Here is a 17,338-nt window from a genome sequence, read left to right on the forward strand (position 1 = left end):
GCTGACCATCGCGATTGTTCCACGCCACACGTCGAGTTGAAGCGGCGCCGGAGCGGCGGTCAGGCCTCTGTGGCGTCGAGGTCGCTGTCGAGGCGCCTTTCCAGTTCGACGAGATCGGCCGGTAGCGGCAGGCCCATGGCGCGCATCTCGCGCAGTTTTTCGCGCAGCTGCTCCTGCACTTCATGCGCGTCTTCCGGCTGGTTGACCATCTCCTCCAGCAGCAAGCTGATCTGGGCCTTGAACGATTCGAGCGCCATTGTTTTTCTCCTTGCGGCCTGTTCGTTCGGTGCCGCACTCGAAGGTGCGTCGACATCCCGTAGGCCGTGCCGAAATATCTTACCGCAGCATGCGGGATATCAGCTGCGCCGTATAGTCGACCATCGGCACGATACGGGCATAGTTGAGCCGGGTCGGGCCGATGACGCCGAGCGCGCCGACCACGCGGGCATCCTTGTCCCGGTAGGGTGCGACCACCAGCGATGAGCCCGACAGCGAAAACAGCTTGTTCTCCGAGCCGATGAAGATGCGTACGCCCGATCCCTGCTCGGCAAGGTCGAGCAGCTGAATCAATCCGTCCTGCGTCTCCATGTCCTCGAACAGATGCCGCAGCAGTTCGATGTCGGCCTGCGCGGTGACGTTTTCGAGCAGATTGGCGCGCCCGCGTACGATGAGCCGCGCCGGCAGGCCGCTTTCCGCGCCCGCCCATACCGCCAGCCCTTTCTCGACGAGGTCCTGCGACAGCGTGTCGAGTGCGGCTCTCGTCTCTTCCTTGATGCGTGCGATCTCGCTGCGCGCCTCGGCCAGCGTGCGGCCGCGAATATGCGCGTTGAGGAAATTCGAGGCTTCGTGCAGTTGCGAGACGGTGATGCCCGCCGGCAGGTCGACGACACGGTTCTCGACGTCGCCATTCTGCGACACCAGCACGGCAAGCGCCTTGGTCGGCTCCAGCTGGATGAACTCGATATGCTTCAGCGCCACCTCGTTCTTGGCGGCCAGCACCAGGCCGGCGCCGCGCGACATGCCCGACAGCATCTGGCTGGCCTCGGTCAACATATGCTCCAGCGTCGCGCCCGAGCCCGATGCCCGCACCTGCGCCTCGATGGTGCGGCGCTCCTCGTCGGAGAGGTCGCCAAGCTCCATGAAGGCGTCGACGAAGAAGCGCAGGCCGGCCTGGGTCGGCAGCCGGCCGGCCGAGATGTGCGGCGCGTAGATCAGCCCGAGATGTTCGAGGTCGCTCATCACATTACGGATGGTCGCCGGCGACAGCGAGGAGGGCAGGATGCGCGACAGGCTGCGCGAGCCCACCGGCTCGCCGTCCCTGAGATAGGAATCGACGATGCGCCGGAAGATGTCGCGTGAGCGCATGTCGAGCGATTGAAGCGCAAGCGGCTGCGAACCGGGATCGATTGCCTTGGTCATTCGGCCGAAAACCTCCTTGCTGAGGATATAGACTTCGGCGCGGCGCGCGCAACCAGTGTCTGCGTCGGATCACCCGGACCGTTTTCCTTTGCGCGCTGCCCCCCATGCGTCTAAAAGCCGGCCACGATTTCAAAACTGATAGAAAGCAGGCCGAATGCGCCCCTCCAAACGCCAATTCGACGAAATGCGCGCCATCTCCTTCGAGCGCGGCGTCTCCAAGCACGCCGAAGGCTCGTGCCTGGTGAAGTTCGGCGACACCCATGTCCTGTGCACGGCAAGCCTCGAGGAGAAGCTTCCCGGCTGGATGCGCAATTCCGGCAAGGGCTGGGTGACGGCCGAATATGGCATGCTGCCGCGCTCCACCGGCGAGCGCATGCGCCGCGAAGCCTCCGCTGGCAAGCAGGGCGGCCGCACGCTGGAGATCCAGCGCCTGATCGGCCGTTCATTGCGCGCCGTGGTCGATTTGCAGGCGCTGGGCGAACAGCAGATCACCGTCGACTGCGATGTCATCCAGGCCGATGGCGGCACCCGCACTGCCTCGATCACCGGCGGCTGGGTGGCGCTGTACGACTGTTTGCGCTGGATGGAAGCGCGGCAGATGGCCAGTGTCTCGAAGGTGCTGAAGGACCATGTCGCGGCGATTTCCTGCGGCATCCATGACGGCCAGCCGGCCATAGACCTCGATTATCTCGAGGACTCGTCGGCCGGCACCGACGCCAATTTCGTCATGACCGGCAAGGGCGGCATCGTCGAGATCCAGGGCACCGCCGAGGGCGAGCCCTTCTCCGAGGACCAGTTCGCCGCCCTGATGGGCTTGGCCAAGAAAGGTATTTCGCGGCTGGTGAGCTTACAGCAGATGGCGGTAGCGTAGTTTTCAAATGCCGAGCTTCACCCCCCTCTGCCCTGCCGGGCATCTCCCCCTCAAGGGGGGAGATCGGAAGTCCGGCTTTCCTTCGCCAACTATCAACGGCGCGAGGGGTGCGGCGACGCTGAAGCTGCTGATCTCCCCCCTTGCGGGGGGTGAGGAGTGGTCCGCGCAGCGGACGGGAAGCCAATTGCTTGGCTTTCCGAACAACAAACGCCCGGAGCGACAGCGTAGGGCCGGGTCCGGCAGGCCAGAGGGGGGCGCCCGGTGACACCCTCCGCGATCCTGGAATCGGCTCTCTACGTCACCGACCTAGCCGCCGCCGAAACCTTCTACACCGATATCCTCGGCCTTGACCTGCTCGGCAAGGTCGACGGCCGCCATCTCTTCTTCCGCTGTGGACCCGGCGTGCTGCTGATCTTCAACGCCGAGGCGACCAGAATCCCGCCCGCACCCGATGCCAAGCTGAAAGTGCCGCCGCACGGCACGGTCGGCGAAGGTCATCTCTGCTTCGCGGCAACCGCCGACGAGATCACCCGCTGGAGAGCGCATATCGAGGCGAAAAACATCGCCATAGAAAGCGAATTCGAATGGCCGCAAGGTGGCCGTTCGATCTATATACGCGACCCCTCGGGCAATTCGATCGAGTTCGCCGAGCCAAGAATCTGGGGCCTTTGATGCATTCGCCAACCGTTCATACGCTTGATGGCAAGAAGATCGTCGTCGCCAGCCACAATGCCGGCAAGCTGCGCGAATTCGCCGATCTCATGGGGCCGTTCGGCTTCGAAGCGAAGTCGGCCAAGGATTATGGCCTGCCCGAACCTGACGAAACCGGCACCACCTTCGAGGAGAACGCCTACATCAAGGCGCTGGCCGCCGCAAAGGCGACCGGCCTGCCGGCGCTGTCGGACGATTCCGGCCTGTGCGTCGACGCGCTCGACGGCGCGCCCGGCGTCTACACCGCCAACTGGGCCGAAACCCCTGAGGGAACGCGCGATTTCGGCATGGCCATGCAACGCACGGAAGTGGCATTGCAGGAAGTCGGCGCGGCCGAGCCGTCGCGGCGCACGGGCCGCTTCGTCGCCGTCATTTGTCTGGCCTTTCCTGATGGCGGGGCGGAATATTATCGCGGCGAGGTGGAAGGCACGCTGGTCTGGCCGCCGCGCGGCGAGCTCGGCTTCGGCTATGATCCGGTGTTCCTGCCCGATGGCTTCGAAAAGACCTTTGGCGAGATGAGCGCCGAGGAAAAACACGGCTGGAAGCCTGGCCAGGCGACCGCCCTGTCACACCGCGCCCGCGCTTTCCAGAAATTCGCCCGCGCCAGGCTGGGCGCGCAATGATTGGGACCGGCATGAGCATGCCGCTCGACCGGACGCCCGGTTTCGGCGTCTATGTCCACTGGCCGTTCTGCGCGGCCAAATGCCCCTATTGCGACTTCAACAGCCATGTCCGCCACCAGCCGGTGGACCAGGAGCGCTTTGCCGCCGCTTTCGAGGCGGAGCTGGCAACGATGCGCCAGCGCACCGGGCCGCGCGAGGTGACCAGCATTTTCCTCGGCGGTGGCACGCCGTCGCTGATGAAACCCGAAACGGTGGCCAGGGTTCTGGATGCCGTGGCGAAGAACTGGACGGTGCCGGATGGCATCGAGGTGACACTGGAAGCCAACCCGTCCTCAGTCGAAGCCGAACGGTTCCGCGGCTACCGCGCGGCGGGCGTCAATCGCGTCTCGCTCGGCGTCCAGGCGCTGAACGACAAGGATTTGCGGTTCCTCGGCCGGCTGCACAATGTCGAGGAAGCGCTGCATGCGATCGGCCTGGCGCGCGAGATCTTTCCGCGCCTGTCCTTCGACCTGATCTATGCCCGGCCCGGCCAGACACCTGAGGCTTGGGCATCCGAGCTCGAACAGGCGATCGGCCATGCCGCCGACCATCTGTCGCTTTATCAATTGACCATCGAGGAAGGCACGCCGTTCCATGCGCTGCATGCGGCGAAGAAATTCATCATTCCCGACAATGACCATGCCGCCGATCTCTACGCATTGACGCAGGAGATCACCACGGCGCATGGTTTGCCGGCCTACGAGATTTCCAACCACGCCCGGCCGGGCGCCGAAAGCCGGCACAATCTGACCTATTGGCGCTATGGGGAATATGTCGGCGTCGGCCCCGGCGCGCACGGCCGCTTCGTCGAGAATGGCCATCGGGTGGTGACCATCGCCGAAAGGATGCCGGAGACCTGGGCCAATCTGGTCGAGGCCAAGGGCCATGGCGTCACCGGCGGCGAGATCCTGACGCGCTCGGAAGAGGCCGACGAATTCCTGCTGATGGGGCTGAGGCTCGCCGAGGGCATCGACCTGTCGCGCTACGAGGCTTTTTCCGGACGCGGCCTGTCGAGCGCGCGGCTGTCGGTGCTGCAGGGCGAAGGGCTGGTGGCGCCGATTGGCAATGCCCGCCTGCGCGCCACGCCGGCCGGCATGATCGTGCTGGATGCCGTGGTGGCCGATCTGGCGCGGTAGAGCATGATCCCCGAAAGTCACCGAACGCAAAAAGTGGATGAGAAACGCGGCCGAGCAACCACGCTTTCGTCATTCTCGGGCTTGACCCGAGGATCCATGCCGCGGCCTTTGTCGAGGGATGCGACGGACCAGATTTCTGCACCGTTGCAACGGCTTGATGTCATGGCATGGATCCTAGGGTCTGCGCCGCGTCGCTGGGCTCCTTGCTTCGCCCTAGGATGACGAAGTGAGGGCGGTCTTCGCGCTCCCCCGCGAAGATTATTCAAGCGTCGTGCTTGTGGCGGTGTTTGGCGCGATCTTTCTCGGCGTGCGATTCACCAGCGCGAACCGGCTTGGCGTCCGCCTTGTCGCGGCGGGCGCGGTGCTGGTCGCCGATCGGATGTGGGGGCACGCCTTCTCTGGCGCTTTTCGTTTCAAGACGGGTGATGAAAATATCGAAGCGATTGGGCATCGTTCGGTCAGTGCTCCGTCGTGCTGTCTGGTTTGTTGTTGGAAAGCCTGGCGTTTGTGGGCAAGGCCCTGGCGGCCCGCTTGCTCAGGCTGGCTTCGTCTTCGGCAGGCAGGCGCTTGTCCCTGGGCAGGGGGGCGCTGTTGCGACCGGCATAGTAGGGCGCGAAAGCGTCCTGTATCGTCAGGCTTTCCATCCTGTCCTCCCTAGGGAATCAGGGGCTAAATCCGCCAAATCCGGTTTCGTTCCCTACTGTGGCGAAGGAATGGCGGCTACCTTACATCGACGTGAGTTTTGCAAGCCCGCGCCAGCCATGCCAAATATGATTTTGGCAGGCCAAACAGGGCTGAACGGAGACGGCATCATTGATTGGCGAGACGGGCAAGCGCAGCTATGTGGTCGGGCAGACCGAGATCGCGGCCCGTCCGCTCGAGCCGGCGCTCTATCTGGTGGCGACGCCGATCGGCAACCTCGCCGACATCACGCTGCGCGCGCTGGAGACGCTGGCCGGTGCCGACATCGTCGCCTGCGAGGACACGCGGGTGTCGCGCGTGCTGCTAGACCGTTACGGCGTTCGCAGGCGCACCACCGCCTATCACGAGCACAATGCCGGCGAGGCCGGGCCGAAGCTGATCGCGGCCCTTGAGAGCGGCCAGAGCGTGGCGCTGATTTCGGACGCCGGCACGCCGCTCGTTTCCGACCCGGGCTACAGACTGGTCGGCGAGGCGCTCGACCATGGCATCCGCGTCGTGCCGATCCCCGGCCCGTCGGCGCCGCTTGCAGCACTCACGGCATCCGGCCTGCCCTCGGACGCCTTCCTGTTCGCCGGATTCCTGCCGGTGAAATCGGGGCAGCGGCTGGCGCGGCTGGAAGCGCTGCGAGCCGTGCCGGCGACGTTGATCTTCTTTGAATCGCCGCGCCGACTAGCCGAGTCGCTTAGCGCCATGGCCGAAGCCCTCGGCGGCGAACGTAAAGCCGCGATCGGCCGTGAATTGACCAAGACTTTCGAGGAAATGCGCATCGGCACGCTCAGGGTGTTGGCCGATCACTACGCGGCGGCCGACACGCCGAAAGGCGAGATCGTCGTCTGCGTCGGCCCCGCCGAGGCCAAGGCCGACGAGCCCGAGGACATCGACCGCCTGCTGCTCTCGCTCGCCGCCGAAATGCCAGCCTCAAAGGCCGCGGCGGAAGCCGCGAAGATGACCGGCGGGCAGAAACAGGTGCTCTACCGGCGGCTGCTGGAGCTTAGGGATGCCCGCGCTGATGGCTGAGCGCCCGAGCGCCAGCCGCCAGAAAGCCTATCGGCGCGGCCATCGCGGCGAATGGCTGGCCGCGATTGCGTTGATCATGAAGGGCTACAGGATCCTGGCGCGCCGCCACCGTACCCGCTTCGGCGAGATCGACCTGATCGCGCGGCGTGGCGACCTGGTGCTGTTCGTCGAGGTCAAGGCCCGCCGCACGCTGATGGAAGCCATGGAGGCGATCGGCCGTGAATCGGAGCGCCGCATCGAGGCGGCGGCCGACATCTGGCTGTCGCGCCAGTCCGACTACGGCAGGCTGTCGATGCGCTTCGACATGGTCGCGGTGCTGCCTTGGCGCTGGCCGGTGCATGTCGAGAACGCGTTTTATGGGCGGAACTGAGGGGCCATTCCAGGTTCGTCGTCCACGGGCGGAGCAGGAGCGGAGCGACGTCGCGGAGACCCGAGGATGACCAAGGCGGAGGGTACGGATCGCTCCTCACCCCCAGATCATCAACGCCACCAGCCCGACAATACCGACAACCAGCCGCCACCAGCCGAACAGCGAGTAACCGTTGCGCGAGACGTAATCGAGCAGGAAGCGGACCACGAACAGCGCCGTGACGAAGGCGGCGACGAAGCCGATGGCGATGATCGGCAGGTCGGCTGACGACAGCACGTTGCGGTTCTTGAACAGGTCGAAGGCAAAGGCGCCGACCATGGTCGGAATGGCGAGGAAGAAGGAGAATTCCGCGGCCGCGCGCTTGTCGACGCCCAGGAGCAGCGCGCCGACGATGGTCGAGCCCGAGCGCGACGTGCCGGGGATCAGCGACAGGCACTGGAACAGCCCGATCTGCAGGTAAAGCCTGGTCGGGAAGCGTTCGACGTCGCGATAAACCGGCTTCAGGTTCATGCGGTCGACGGCCAGAAGGATGACGCCGCCGATGATCAGCATGATGCAGATCAGTCTTGGCGATTCGAACAGCACCGTCTTGATGAAGTCATGCGCCAGCGCGCCGATGATCGCCGCCGGCAGAAAGGCGATGAGGATGCCGATGACGAAATGCCGCGTCAGCCGGTCATGCGGCAGGTCGAGCAGCATTTGCCACAGCCGCCGGAAATAGACGCTGAGGATAGCCAGGATGGCGCCGAGCTGGATCAGGATCTCGAAAGCCTTGCCGGTCGACTGGAAGCCGAGGAAATGCCCGGCGAGCAGGATATGGCCGGTCGAGGACACCGGAATGAATTCGGTCAGCCCCTCCAGCAGGCCGAGCAGCAGGGCTTCGACGACGGTCTGGCTTTCCATTTCCACCTCGGCATTAGGAAGACGGCGAGAGAACAGGGCTTGCTTGTCATGGCGCCGAAGTCCCCCTATAGGTCGCAGCACCGTGACGGCCCGAATTGTGGGCCGCCAAGACTTACCGGCGCAGTCGGCGATTCGCCAGTGTGCCCTATCATCGCGGAACCATGCTGACGCTTTTCCACCATCCCATGTTCGCAACCTGCCGCTTCGTCCGCCTCGCCTTCGGCGAGTATGGCGAGGAGCTGGCGCTGATCGAGGAAAAGCCGTGGACGCGGCGCAAGGAGTTTTTGGCGCTCAACCCGGCCGGCACCTTGCCGATCCTGCTGGCCGAAGGCGACGTGCCGATCGTCGGCGCGACGGTGATCTCGGAATATCTCGATGAGACGCGCGGCGTGCTCAAGCGCGACAAGCGGCTGTTCGCCGAGGACCCGATGCAGCGCGCCGAAATCCGCCGGCTGATCGACTGGTACTTGAACAAGGCCGAAAGCGAGATCACCCGTCATCTGGTGCGCGAACGCGTGCTGAAGCCGATCATGCCGGAAACGGCGGGCGGCGGGTCGCCGGATTCGGGCGCGATCCGTGCGGCGCGCGCCAACATCCGCCAGCACATGAAATACACCAACTGGCTGGCCGGCACCCGCCATTGGCTGGCCGGTGGCCGGGTCACCTATGCCGATCTCGCCGCCGCCGCGACGCTGTCGGTGCTCGACTATCTCGGCGAGATCGACTGGCGCGAACACGCCGCTGCGCGCGAATGGTATACGCGGGTGAAGTCGCGGCCCTCCTTCCGGCCGCTCCTGACCGACCGTGTGCGCGGCCTGTCACCGGTGTCGCATTATGCGGACCTCGATTTCTGACGCGTCGAAACTGCGGGCGCTGATCGACGCGGAGGCGCGGCGCGCCGGCTTCGATGCGCTTGCCGTCACCACTCCCGATGCGATCCCGCTGGCGCCGGCGCGGCTGGCCGAATTCGTCGCGGACGGTTTTCACGGCTCGATGGGCTGGATCTCCGACACGCTCCAGCGTCGCAGCGAGCCTTCGACGCTTTGGCCCGAAGTGCGCTCGATCGTCGTGCTGGCGATGAACTACGGGCCGGACCATGATTCGCGCGATGTGCTGGCCAAGCGCGACCGCGGCGCCATCTCCGTCTATGCCAGGAACCGCGACTATCACGAGGTGATGAAGGGACGGCTGAAGGAAATCGCCGGCAAGATCGTGGCGCGCGCCGGCGGCGACGTGAAGGTTTTCGTCGACACCGCACCGGTCATGGAAAAGCCGCTGGCGGAGGCCGCCGGGCTCGGCTGGCAAGGCAAGCATACCAACCTGGTCAGCCGCGAACACGGCTCCTGGCTGTTCCTCGGCACCATCTTCACCACGGCCGAACTCGCACCGGACCAGGCCGAGATCGACCACTGCGGCTCCTGCCGCGCCTGCCTGGATGCCTGCCCGACCAACGCCTTCCCCGCGCCCTACCGGCTCGATGCGCGGCGCTGCATCTCCTACCTCACGATCGAGAACAAGGGGCCGATCCCGCATGAATTCCGCGAGGCGATCGGCAACCGCATCTATGGCTGCGACGACTGCCTCGCCGCATGCCCCTGGAACAAGTTCGCCCGCGCGGCTTCGGAGGCCAAGCTCGCCGCACGCGATGATCTGCGCGAGCCGCCGCTCTCCGAACTGCTCGAACTGGACGACGCGGCCTTCCGCGTCGTCTTCTCGGGCTCGCCGATAAAGCGCATCGGCCGCGACCGTTTTGTCCGCAACGTGCTGATCGCCGCCGGCAATTCCGGCGAGGCCGCACTTGCCGACCCCGTGCGCGCACTGCTCGGCGATCTTTCGCCCCTGGTGCGGGGCGCGGCAATTTGGGCGCTGGCGCGGCTTGTGTCCGAGGCCGAATATTCTGAGCGGGCCGCGACCGGCCTGAAGACCGAGAGCGACGCTGCCGTGCGCGACGAATGGCGTCTGGCGCGGCCAGACAGGACGCATGCATGAACGAACAGCGGATATTCATCTTCGGCGCCGGCTATTCGGGCAAGGCTTTTGCCCGCGCCGGCACGCAAGGGTTGCGCCCTACGAATACGCCCACCCCTAACCCCTCCCCACAAGGGGGAGGGGGATTTCTGTCGGTGCCGACCTCGGACTCGCGTGACCCTATGGAAAATGTCGCGCGGCAGCATACCCTCCCCCTTGTGGGGAGGGTTAGGGTGGGGGTCCCACTTCGTAAGAATCTTGTTTTCGATGACCCAAGCGCCGACACCGGGACAGCCACGATTTTCGGCACGACGCGCTCGGCCGACAAATTCGAAGCGCTGCGCCAGGCCGGCATCGCCCCGCTGCTGTTCGATGGCGCGCTGACGGACGAAATCGGCGAAGCGCTGGAGAAAAGCACGCATCTGGTGATCTCGATCGCGCCGGAAGCTGACGGCGATCCCGTATTGAAAGCCGCCCGCGCGGCAATCGCCCGAATGCCTGCGCTGCAATGGATCGGCTACCTCTCCACGGTCGGCGTTTATGGCGATCATGGCGGCGCCTGGGTCGACGAAACGGCCGCGTGCCGCCCGGTGTCGAAACGCTCGGTCATGCGGGTGGCCGCCGAGCAGGACTGGTTGAAACTCGGCGGGGATATCGGCCGGCCGGTGGCAATCCTGCGGCTGTCCGGCATTTACGGCCCGGGCCGCAATGCGCTGGTTAATCTGGAAAACGGCACCGCCAGGCGGCTGGTCAAGCCGAACCAGGTGTTCAACCGCATCCATTGCGACGACATATCAGGCGCGTTGTGGCAGCTCATCAAGGGCAATAAAGGGGGCATCTTCAACGTCACCGACGACCTGCCGGCGCCGCCGCAGGATGTCGTCGCTTATGCCGCTTCGCAGATGGGCGTCGAGGCGCCGCCCGAAATTCCTTTCGAGACCGCCCAACTTTCGCCCATGGCGCGGTCCTTCTATGGCGAGAACAAGCGCGTCGCCAATGCGGCGATCAAGGCGGCGGGCTATCGCTTTCGTTTTCCCGATTACCGCACCGCCTTTGACCATATGTGGGCAAGCGGCGACTGGCGCGACGGCGAGCCGCGCAGCCCGATGAAGGGCTAGGGCAATTCCAGAAAAAGTGTGAAACGGTTTTCCGTCCGGAATTGCGCCAAGAGGTAGAGCGATCGAAACCCCGGGCGCGGCGTGCTATGATTGGGCTTGGGATTGTGGTGGGATCCGGTTTCATGAAGACAGCGACGCGGTCGTCCCTGGGTAAAAAATCACTGCTGGCGGCCGCGCTTGGCCTGCTTCTGCTCACAGGCCTTACAACCAAACCGGGCTCCGCCGAGGAGCGCGCGAAAGACCTGTTCGGCGCCGCGAAACTGCCCACAGTGACCGCCCCGCAATCCTTCGGCTTCTATTCCAAGGGCTGCTTTGCCGGCGGCGTCGCGCTGCCCATGGACGGCATGAACTGGGAGGTGATGCGGCCCTCGCGCAACCGCCGCTGGGGTCACCCGGCGATGATCGCGCTGATCCAGAAATTGTCGCGCGACGCGGCGTCCGACGGCTGGCCGGGCCTGTTGATCGGCGACATTTCGCAGCCGCGCGGCGGCCCGATGCTGAGCGGCCATGCCTCGCACCAGATCGGCCTTGATGCCGACATCTGGCTGACGCCGATGCCGGACCGCAAGCTGACCCCCAGCGAACGTGAAAACATCAGCGCCACCTTGATGGTCGATGAAAAGACCCATCTGGTGAGTGACGCGCTGTGGAAGCCGATGCATACGCGGCTTTTGAAGCGCGCCGCGAGCTACCCCGAAGTCGAGCGCATCCTGGTCAATCCGGGCATCAAGAAGAAGCTCTGCGACACCGTCACCGGCGACCGCTCCTGGCTGCGCAAGATCAGGCCGTTCTGGGGCCATGACTACCACTTCCACATCCGCATCGGCTGCCAACCGGGCTCGCCCGCTTGCAAGGGGCAGGAAGCGACCCCGGCCGATGACGGCTGCGGCAAGCCATTGGCCTGGTGGTTCACGCAGGAGCCATGGCGGCCCAACAAGAATCCGGATGCGCCGAAAGCCCGCGACCTGATGACGATGGCGAACCTGCCCAAGCAATGCCAGTTCGTGCTCGACGCGCCTGGGCCGGAATCGGCCGAGGCGGCGACCTACCGTGGCGACGCCGTCGCGGTCGCTGCGCCCGAACCGGAAGCGCCTTCACCGCCCGCCACCACGGCCAGCGGCACGGCCGGCTTGCCAGGCGCGGTGAACGCTTTCACGACGCCCGAGGTCGGCGTGCCGGTGCCGCGCCCACGACCGCCCGCGAACTGATCGTCGCGTCGCTCAATCGGTTTAGGGTGCCATTTTCCGCGAAAGAGTGGCTGTTTGGCCGCAGAAACTGTCTCAGCGCATTGCCGGGTTCGAAAACCGTTTCCCTTTTCAAACTCATGCGCTAGTCAACGGAAGAACGGCGATACGCCGTCAGGGGCGCCGGAGACGGACGAGAGCATGCCAAGCGTAAGCGATATTGACACGTCGTTGCGGTTTCCGATCCTGATCGGCGACATTGGCGGCACCAATGCGCGCTTCTCGATTGTGCTCGACGCCAATTCCGAGGCCGGCGAGCCGACGATCGTGCAGACCGCCAATTACAACACCATCGACGAGGCGATCCAGGCGGCGGTGCTGGACCGCTCATCCATTCGTCCGAATTCGGCGGTTCTGGCGGTGGCCGGCCCGGTCGACGGAGACGAGATCGAGCTCACCAACTGTCCGTGGATCGTCAAGCCGAAGCAGATGTTTTCGAGCCTCGGGCTGAGCGACATCGTCGTGCTCAACGATTTCGAGGCACAGGCGCTGGCCGTCGTCGCACTTGGGGAAGAGCATATGGAAAAGATCGGCGGCGGCACGCCGGAGCCCAATGCCGGCCGCGTTGTGCTTGGCCCGGGGACCGGGCTCGGCGTTGCTGGCCTGGTCTACGCGCTGCACCATTGGATCCCGGTGCCCGGCGAGGGCGGCCACATGGACATCGGACCGCGCTCACCCCGCGATTTCGAGGTCTTTCCGCATATCGAGAAGCTCGAGGGCCGCATTTCGGGCGAGCAGATCCTGAGTGGGCGTGGCCTCGTCAATGCCTACCGGGCGGTGGCAAGGGCGGACGGCAAACAGGCTCCCTTCACCACGCCGGCGGAGATCACGGCGGCGGCGCTGGCCAAGACCGATCCGGTCGCCGAGGAAGCGCTGTCGATGTTCGTAACCTGCCTCGGCCGTACGGCAGGGGATCTCGCAATGGTGTTCATGAGCCGTGGCGGCGTCTTCCTCACCGGCGGCATCGCGCAGAAAATCGTGCCGGCGCTGAAAGCGGGCAATTTCCGCGCCGCCTTCGAGGACAAGGCGCCGCACAGCGAATTGATGCGCTCCATGCCTGTCTATGTCATCACCCATCCGCTGGCGGCTCTTCTCGGCCTTGCCGCCTATGCCAGGAATCCGTCGCTGTTCGGCGTCCAGACGGAGGGCCGGCGCTGGCAGGCCTAGTGGCGTCGCCTCGAGGACGCGCTGCCCGCGACGAAGTTAATCAGCCGCGGGCATAGGCAAGCCGGCCGCATGGCGCTAAGAGGAGTGCCGAATTGCAGCCCGGCCCCAGGCGGAAACCACGAAGCTCACGATTTGACTTTTCAAGCTCCAAACAAGCAGAAGGCCACGCCCGGTCAGGTCACAGCGGTGCTCCGCCGCATTCTCGCGGAAAACAGCCGTGACTACCGTTGGACCTATGCCATGGTCATCGCGTGCTCGCTGATCGTTTCGGGTACGACTGCCTTCACCGCCTGGATCATGGCCCCGATGGTCAACCAGATCTTCTACGAACGGCGTGGCGACGCGATCGTATGGATCTGCGCCGGCTTCATGGCGGCTTTCCTGCTGCGCGGCTTCGCCGGCTATGGCCAGGCGGTCGCGCTGGCCAAGATCGGCAACAATCTGGTGGCGCGCTACCAGAAGCGCATCTTCGACCATCTGATGAAGCTCGGTGTCGGCTTCTTCAACGACACGCGTTCAGGCCGGCTGGCGGCACAGGTCAATGAAAACGTCGGCGGCATCCGCGACCTGTTGTCGTTGACGCTGACATCCATCAGCCGTGACGCGGTCACGCTGGTCGGCCTTGTCGGCGTCATGGTCTATCAGGATCCGGTCCTGTCGCTCAGTTCGCTGCTGATCGGACCGCCGCTGATCTGGGCTGTTGTCTATCTCACCCGTCGCGTGCGGCGCATCACCCGGGAATCCGTGCTGATCAATTCCCGGCTGATCGGGGCCGTGCAGGAAGCCACGCAAGGCATCGCCATCGTCAAGGCTTTCACCATGGAGGACGCGCTTGCGCGCCACATCGGCGCCATGGCCGACACGGCCGAGCAGCGCAACAACAAGATCGCCCGTGTGTCGGAACGGCTGGCGCCGATTTCCGACATGCTGGCCGGCCTCGCCGTAACCTCCGTCATCGCCTATTCCGGTTATCGGGCACTCGTCCTTGGTCAGCCGCCGGGCGCGGTCTTCTCGTTCATCACCGCGCTGATCCTGGCCTATGACCCGGCGCGACGCCTGGCGCGCATGCAGGTCGGCATGGAGCGCGCGCTGGTCAATGCGCGCATGATCTACGAGCTGCTCGACCTCGAGCCGCAGCAGGGCGACGCGCCCGATGCAACCGAGGCGCATTTCACCACGGGCGAAGTGCGGTTCAACAACGTGTCCTTCCGCTATGTCGAGGACATGCCGGTACTTCAGGACCTGAGCTTCGTCGCCGCCGCCGGCAAGATGACCGCCATCGTCGGCGCTTCCGGGGCCGGCAAGACGACACTGGTGGCGTTGCTGCAGCGCTTCTACGATGTCGAGTCCGGCACGATCGAGATCGACGGCCAGGACATTTCCAAGGTCACCAAGCAGTCGCTGCGCGGCTCCATCGCCTATGTGTCGCAGGCGCCCTATCTGTTCGAAGGCACCATCCGCGACAACATCCGCTACGGCCGCCCCTCCGCAACCGATGCCGAGATCGAAGAGGCGGCGAAGCAGGCAGCGGCCGACGGTTTCATCCGCCAGCAGCCGCAAGGCTATGACACGCCGGTCGGCGAGAACGGCGCGACGCTCTCGGGCGGCCAGCGCCAGCGCGTGTCGATCGCCCGCGCCATCGTGCGGCAGGCGCCGATCCTGTTGCTCGACGAGGCGACCTCGGCGCTCGACAACGAGGCCGAAGCCCGTGTCCAGCAGGCGCTGACCAAGGTCATGGAAGGGCGCACCACCATCGTCATCGCGCACCGGCTGTCGACGGTGGTCAATGCCGACCACATCATCGTGCTCGAACAGGGCCACTTGGTCGAAGAGGGCACGCACGCCTCGCTGATGGCCGATCCGCACAGCGTCTATGCCCGTTTCCACCGGATACAGGGCGTCAAGGGCCTGGGGCTTGTCGACGACAGCGCGCCGATCCAGACTTCGGTTCACGACATCGAAACCCAAAGAATCGCCGGGAGCACGGCATGAGCGAGACGTCAGCAAACGACAATCCGGCAACCGATATGGGCCTTGTGGTGGTGGGTGCTGCCGGCCGCATGGGCCAGACGCTGATCCGCGCCATCCACAGCATTCCGGGCGCCCGGGTCATCGGTGCGGTCGAGCGTGCGGATTCGCCTCATCTGGGCAAGGATGCCGGCGAACTCGCCGGCGTCGGTCGCATCGACGTGGCGATCGGCAATGATCCGCTGCCGGTCTTCGCCAAGGCCGATGGCGTGCTCGATTTCACCACGCCGGCCTCGACCGTCGAATTCGCCGGCTACGCGGCGCAGGCACGCATCGTCCATGTCATAGGCACGACAGGTTGTTCGGCCGACGACGACGCGAAGATCGCCGCGGCGGCGCGCCACGCGACGATCGTCAAGTCGGGCAATATGAGCCTCGGCGTCAATCTCCTGGCGGTGCTGGTCGAACAGGCGGCACGCGCGCTCGACGCCGACGATTTCGATATCGAGATCCTCGAAATGCACCACAGGCACAAGGTCGACGCGCCCTCGGGCACCGCGCTGCTGCTGGGTGAGGCCGCCGCCGCCGGGCGCGGTGTGGCGCTGGCCGGCAATGACGTGCGTTCACGCGACGGCCACACAGGCGTGCGCAAGACCGGCTCGATCGGCTTCGCCACGCTACGCGGCGGCTCGGTGGTCGGCGACCACAGCGTGATCCTGGCCGGCACCGGCGAGCGTATCACCCTCGCCCACCATGCCGAGGACCGAGCCATCTTCGCCCGGGGCGCCGTCAAGGCGGCGTTGTGGGCGCGTGGCAAGAAGCCGGGACTGTATTCGATGCGGGACGTGCTTGGGCTCGCCTGAGACCGTTCAACCCCAAAACCAAAGGGAGCAAACATGTCGAGAACCCTCGTGCTCGTCCGCCACGGCCAGAGCGAATGGAACCTCAAGAACCTGTTCACCGGCTGGCGCGACGTTGATCTGACCGAGCAGGGCCACGCCGAAGCCAGGGCCGCCGGTGAGAAGCTCAAGACGCGCGGCCTGAAGTTCGACATCGCCTTCACTTCGGCGCTGACCCGGGCGCAAAAAACCTGCCAGCACATTCTCGACGCCGTTGGCCAGAGCGACTTGAAGACGATCCGCGACCAGGCGCTGAACGAGCGCGACTATGGCGACCTCTCCGGCCTCAACAAGGACGATGCGCGCAAGAAGTGGGGCGAGGAACAGGTGCATGTCTGGCGCCGCTCCTACGACGTGCCGCCGCCCGGCGGCGAGAGCCTGAAGGATACCGGCGCCCGCGTCTGGCCCTACTACCTGCACGACCTGCAGCCGCATGTGCTGCGCGGCGGCACCGTGCTGGTGGCGGCGCACGGCAATTCGCTGCGCGCGCTGATCATGGCGCTGGACGGCAAGTCCGGCGAGGAGATCGTCAAGCTGGAGCTCGGCACCGGCGTTCCGGTCATCTACACGCTGAACGCCGATTCGACCGTGGCTTCGAAGGAAGTGCTGGAGGGCTGACGGTCAGTCGCATCCGCCAATTATGGACGTGGCGCTGCCTCATTGCCCTGCCGGGCATTTCTCCCCGTGAACGGGGAGAAAGAAGCTGGCCGCGACGCTGGCGCCATTTCTGCGACGCTGGCGATTGGCGAAATCGCCGGTGAGAGCGCCCCTCGCCCCGTTTACGGGGAGAGGATGCCGGCAGGCAGGTGAGGGGCAGCGCCGACGTTAACAGCGTAGGAGCCGGCTACCCTTGAAAAAAGCGCGTTGACAGCAATCGCTTGCCCGCTTATTGAGCCCGCACCAGCCCAGATGGCGGAATTGGTAGACGCGCACGGTTCAGGTCCGTGTTCCGCAAGGAGTGGAGGTTCGAGTCCTCTTCTGGGCACCATTTTTCTCCTGAAAACGCTTTGTTTTCAGCTATATAGGCGAAGAGGGTGGACGAGTATCCACCCACCAACCCACCTTAAATGCTTCGTTGGGGTCGTTTTTCCTGTGCGGATTGCTTCATTATCGGATGCACCTCCCATTTGCCTCAACACAAGTTTTCCCATTGTTTGGTCTTGATCAGGTCACTAGTACCAAC

Annotated in this window: 18 protein-coding genes, 1 tRNA gene and 1 pseudogene; 16 read left to right on the forward strand and 4 right to left on the reverse strand. The window is 65.0% G+C overall.

The window, feature by feature from the left end; translation table 11 throughout:
- Positions 1 to 59: 59 nt before the first annotated feature.
- Entirely contained in the window at positions 60 to 257 is a 198-nt protein-coding gene (locus tag FJ938_RS05500) for a hypothetical protein (protein WP_140610618.1), read from the reverse strand.
- Positions 258 to 336: 79 nt separating this feature from the next.
- Positions 337 to 1,419 carry a heat-inducible transcriptional repressor HrcA gene (gene hrcA, locus FJ938_RS05505; protein WP_140691866.1) on the reverse strand — a complete coding sequence of 361 codons (1,083 nt, stop codon included), beginning with the start codon at positions 1,417 to 1,419 and terminating at the stop codon, positions 337 to 339.
- Between the two features lie 154 nt (positions 1,420 to 1,573).
- Between hrcA and rph the strand changes: the two genes are divergently transcribed.
- The 5 genes and pseudogenes from rph to FJ938_RS29810 all read left to right on the forward strand — a co-directional run.
- Positions 1,574 to 2,290, forward strand: a complete 717-nt coding sequence (rph, locus tag FJ938_RS05510) for a ribonuclease PH (RefSeq protein WP_140691868.1) — start codon at positions 1,574 to 1,576, stop codon at positions 2,288 to 2,290.
- A gap of 261 nt (positions 2,291 to 2,551) precedes the next feature.
- Positions 2,552 to 2,962 carry a VOC family protein gene (locus FJ938_RS05515; protein WP_140691870.1) on the forward strand — a complete coding sequence of 137 codons (411 nt, stop codon included), beginning with the start codon at positions 2,552 to 2,554 and terminating at the stop codon, positions 2,960 to 2,962.
- Positions 2,962 to 3,624, forward strand: coding sequence for an RdgB/HAM1 family non-canonical purine NTP pyrophosphatase (rdgB, locus tag FJ938_RS05520; RefSeq protein ID WP_140691872.1), 663 nt, complete (start codon positions 2,962 to 2,964; stop codon positions 3,622 to 3,624). Before FJ938_RS05515 ends, rdgB begins: the two co-directional genes overlap by 1 nt.
- A gap of 11 nt (positions 3,625 to 3,635) precedes the next feature.
- Entirely contained in the window at positions 3,636 to 4,799 is a 1,164-nt protein-coding gene (gene hemW, locus FJ938_RS05525; RefSeq protein ID WP_140691874.1) for a radical SAM family heme chaperone HemW, read from the forward strand.
- A 265-nt stretch (positions 4,800 to 5,064) separates the two neighbouring features.
- Positions 5,065 to 5,178, forward strand: a pseudogene (locus tag FJ938_RS29810) (transporter); the annotation flags it as partial.
- Positions 5,179 to 5,257: 79 nt separating this feature from the next.
- Here the strand turns inward: FJ938_RS29810 and FJ938_RS05535 are convergent.
- Positions 5,258 to 5,443 carry a hypothetical protein gene (locus tag FJ938_RS05535; RefSeq protein WP_140691876.1) on the reverse strand — a complete coding sequence of 62 codons (186 nt, stop codon included), beginning with the start codon at positions 5,441 to 5,443 and terminating at the stop codon, positions 5,258 to 5,260.
- Positions 5,444 to 5,612: 169 nt separating this feature from the next.
- Between FJ938_RS05535 and rsmI the strand changes: the two genes are divergently transcribed.
- Positions 5,613 to 6,518 (forward strand): 16S rRNA (cytidine(1402)-2'-O)-methyltransferase, encoded by a 906-nt coding sequence (gene rsmI, locus FJ938_RS05540; RefSeq protein ID WP_140691879.1) that lies wholly within the window; start codon positions 5,613 to 5,615, stop codon positions 6,516 to 6,518.
- A complete protein-coding gene (locus tag FJ938_RS05545; RefSeq protein WP_140691881.1) occupies positions 6,511 to 6,888 on the forward strand; it encodes a YraN family protein in 378 nt (125 codons plus the stop codon). The genes rsmI and FJ938_RS05545 overlap by 8 nt, the downstream gene beginning before the upstream one ends.
- 96 nt (positions 6,889 to 6,984) lie before the next feature.
- Here the strand turns inward: FJ938_RS05545 and FJ938_RS05550 are convergent, their stop codons facing one another.
- Positions 6,985 to 7,791, reverse strand: a complete 807-nt coding sequence (locus tag FJ938_RS05550) for an undecaprenyl-diphosphate phosphatase (RefSeq protein ID WP_140691883.1) — start codon at positions 7,789 to 7,791, stop codon at positions 6,985 to 6,987.
- 161 nt (positions 7,792 to 7,952) lie between these two features.
- On the opposite strand from FJ938_RS05550, the gene FJ938_RS05555 reads away from it, so the two are divergent.
- The 9 genes from FJ938_RS05555 (at position 7,953) to FJ938_RS05600 (ending at position 17,143) form a co-directional block, all read left to right on the forward strand.
- Complete coding sequence (locus tag FJ938_RS05555; protein ID WP_140610628.1) at positions 7,953 to 8,645, forward strand: glutathione S-transferase family protein; 693 nt, start codon at positions 7,953 to 7,955, stop codon at positions 8,643 to 8,645.
- Positions 8,626 to 9,780, forward strand: a complete 1,155-nt coding sequence (gene queG, locus FJ938_RS05560) for a tRNA epoxyqueuosine(34) reductase QueG (protein ID WP_140691885.1) — start codon at positions 8,626 to 8,628, stop codon at positions 9,778 to 9,780. The genes FJ938_RS05555 and queG overlap by 20 nt, the downstream gene beginning before the upstream one ends.
- Before the next feature lie 212 nt (positions 9,781 to 9,992).
- Positions 9,993 to 10,877, forward strand: a complete 885-nt coding sequence (locus FJ938_RS05565) for an SDR family oxidoreductase (RefSeq protein ID WP_246673193.1) — start codon at positions 9,993 to 9,995, stop codon at positions 10,875 to 10,877.
- A gap of 122 nt (positions 10,878 to 10,999) precedes the next feature.
- Positions 11,000 to 12,085, forward strand: a complete 1,086-nt coding sequence (gene mepA / locus FJ938_RS05570; protein WP_140691887.1) for a penicillin-insensitive murein endopeptidase — start codon at positions 11,000 to 11,002, stop codon at positions 12,083 to 12,085.
- A gap of 177 nt (positions 12,086 to 12,262) precedes the next feature.
- Positions 12,263 to 13,288: a glucokinase gene (locus tag FJ938_RS05575; RefSeq protein ID WP_140691889.1), complete on the forward strand. Its 1,026-nt coding sequence runs from the start codon at positions 12,263 to 12,265 to the stop codon at positions 13,286 to 13,288.
- A gap of 132 nt (positions 13,289 to 13,420) precedes the next feature.
- Positions 13,421 to 15,280, forward strand: a complete 1,860-nt coding sequence (locus tag FJ938_RS05580; RefSeq protein ID WP_140610632.1) for an ABC transporter ATP-binding protein — start codon at positions 13,421 to 13,423, stop codon at positions 15,278 to 15,280.
- Positions 15,277 to 16,119: a 4-hydroxy-tetrahydrodipicolinate reductase gene (dapB, locus tag FJ938_RS05585; protein ID WP_140691890.1), complete on the forward strand. Its 843-nt coding sequence runs from the start codon at positions 15,277 to 15,279 to the stop codon at positions 16,117 to 16,119. The genes FJ938_RS05580 and dapB overlap by 4 nt, the downstream gene beginning before the upstream one ends.
- Before the next feature lie 33 nt (positions 16,120 to 16,152).
- Positions 16,153 to 16,773 (forward strand): 2,3-bisphosphoglycerate-dependent phosphoglycerate mutase, encoded by a 621-nt coding sequence (locus tag FJ938_RS05590; RefSeq protein WP_140691892.1) that lies wholly within the window; start codon positions 16,153 to 16,155, stop codon positions 16,771 to 16,773.
- A gap of 285 nt (positions 16,774 to 17,058) precedes the next feature.
- Positions 17,059 to 17,143 (forward strand) — tRNA-Leu (locus FJ938_RS05600).
- The last annotated feature ends 195 nt before the right edge of the window (positions 17,144 to 17,338 follow it).

The sequence above is a fragment of the Mesorhizobium sp. B2-4-14 genome, from assembly GCF_006442155.1.
Lineage (GTDB): Bacteria > Pseudomonadota > Alphaproteobacteria > Rhizobiales > Rhizobiaceae > Mesorhizobium.

Coding starts and splice junctions, on each gene's coding strand:
- FJ938_RS05575 (WP_140691889.1), top strand. CDS start 12,263: ATGCCAAGCGTAAGCGATATTGACACGTCGTTGCGGTTTCCGATCCTG.
- rph (WP_140691868.1), top strand. CDS start 1,574: ATGCGCCCCTCCAAACGCCAATTCGACGAAATGCGCGCCATCTCCTTC.
- FJ938_RS05545 (WP_140691881.1), top strand. CDS start 6,511: ATGGCTGAGCGCCCGAGCGCCAGCCGCCAGAAAGCCTATCGGCGCGGC.
- hrcA (WP_140691866.1), bottom strand. CDS start 1,419: ATGACCAAGGCAATCGATCCCGGTTCGCAGCCGCTTGCGCTTCAATCG.
- rdgB (WP_140691872.1), top strand. CDS start 2,962: ATGCATTCGCCAACCGTTCATACGCTTGATGGCAAGAAGATCGTCGTC.
- FJ938_RS05550 (WP_140691883.1), bottom strand. CDS start 7,791: ATGGAAAGCCAGACCGTCGTCGAAGCCCTGCTGCTCGGCCTGCTGGAG.
- FJ938_RS05590 (WP_140691892.1), top strand. CDS start 16,153: ATGTCGAGAACCCTCGTGCTCGTCCGCCACGGCCAGAGCGAATGGAAC.
- hemW (WP_140691874.1), top strand. CDS start 3,636: ATGAGCATGCCGCTCGACCGGACGCCCGGTTTCGGCGTCTATGTCCAC.
- FJ938_RS05555 (WP_140610628.1), top strand. CDS start 7,953: ATGCTGACGCTTTTCCACCATCCCATGTTCGCAACCTGCCGCTTCGTC.
- FJ938_RS05535 (WP_140691876.1), bottom strand. CDS start 5,443: ATGGAAAGCCTGACGATACAGGACGCTTTCGCGCCCTACTATGCCGGT.
- queG (WP_140691885.1), top strand. CDS start 8,626: ATGCGGACCTCGATTTCTGACGCGTCGAAACTGCGGGCGCTGATCGAC.
- FJ938_RS05500 (WP_140610618.1), bottom strand. CDS start 257: ATGGCGCTCGAATCGTTCAAGGCCCAGATCAGCTTGCTGCTGGAGGAG.
- dapB (WP_140691890.1), top strand. CDS start 15,277: ATGAGCGAGACGTCAGCAAACGACAATCCGGCAACCGATATGGGCCTT.
- mepA (WP_140691887.1), top strand. CDS start 11,000: ATGAAGACAGCGACGCGGTCGTCCCTGGGTAAAAAATCACTGCTGGCG.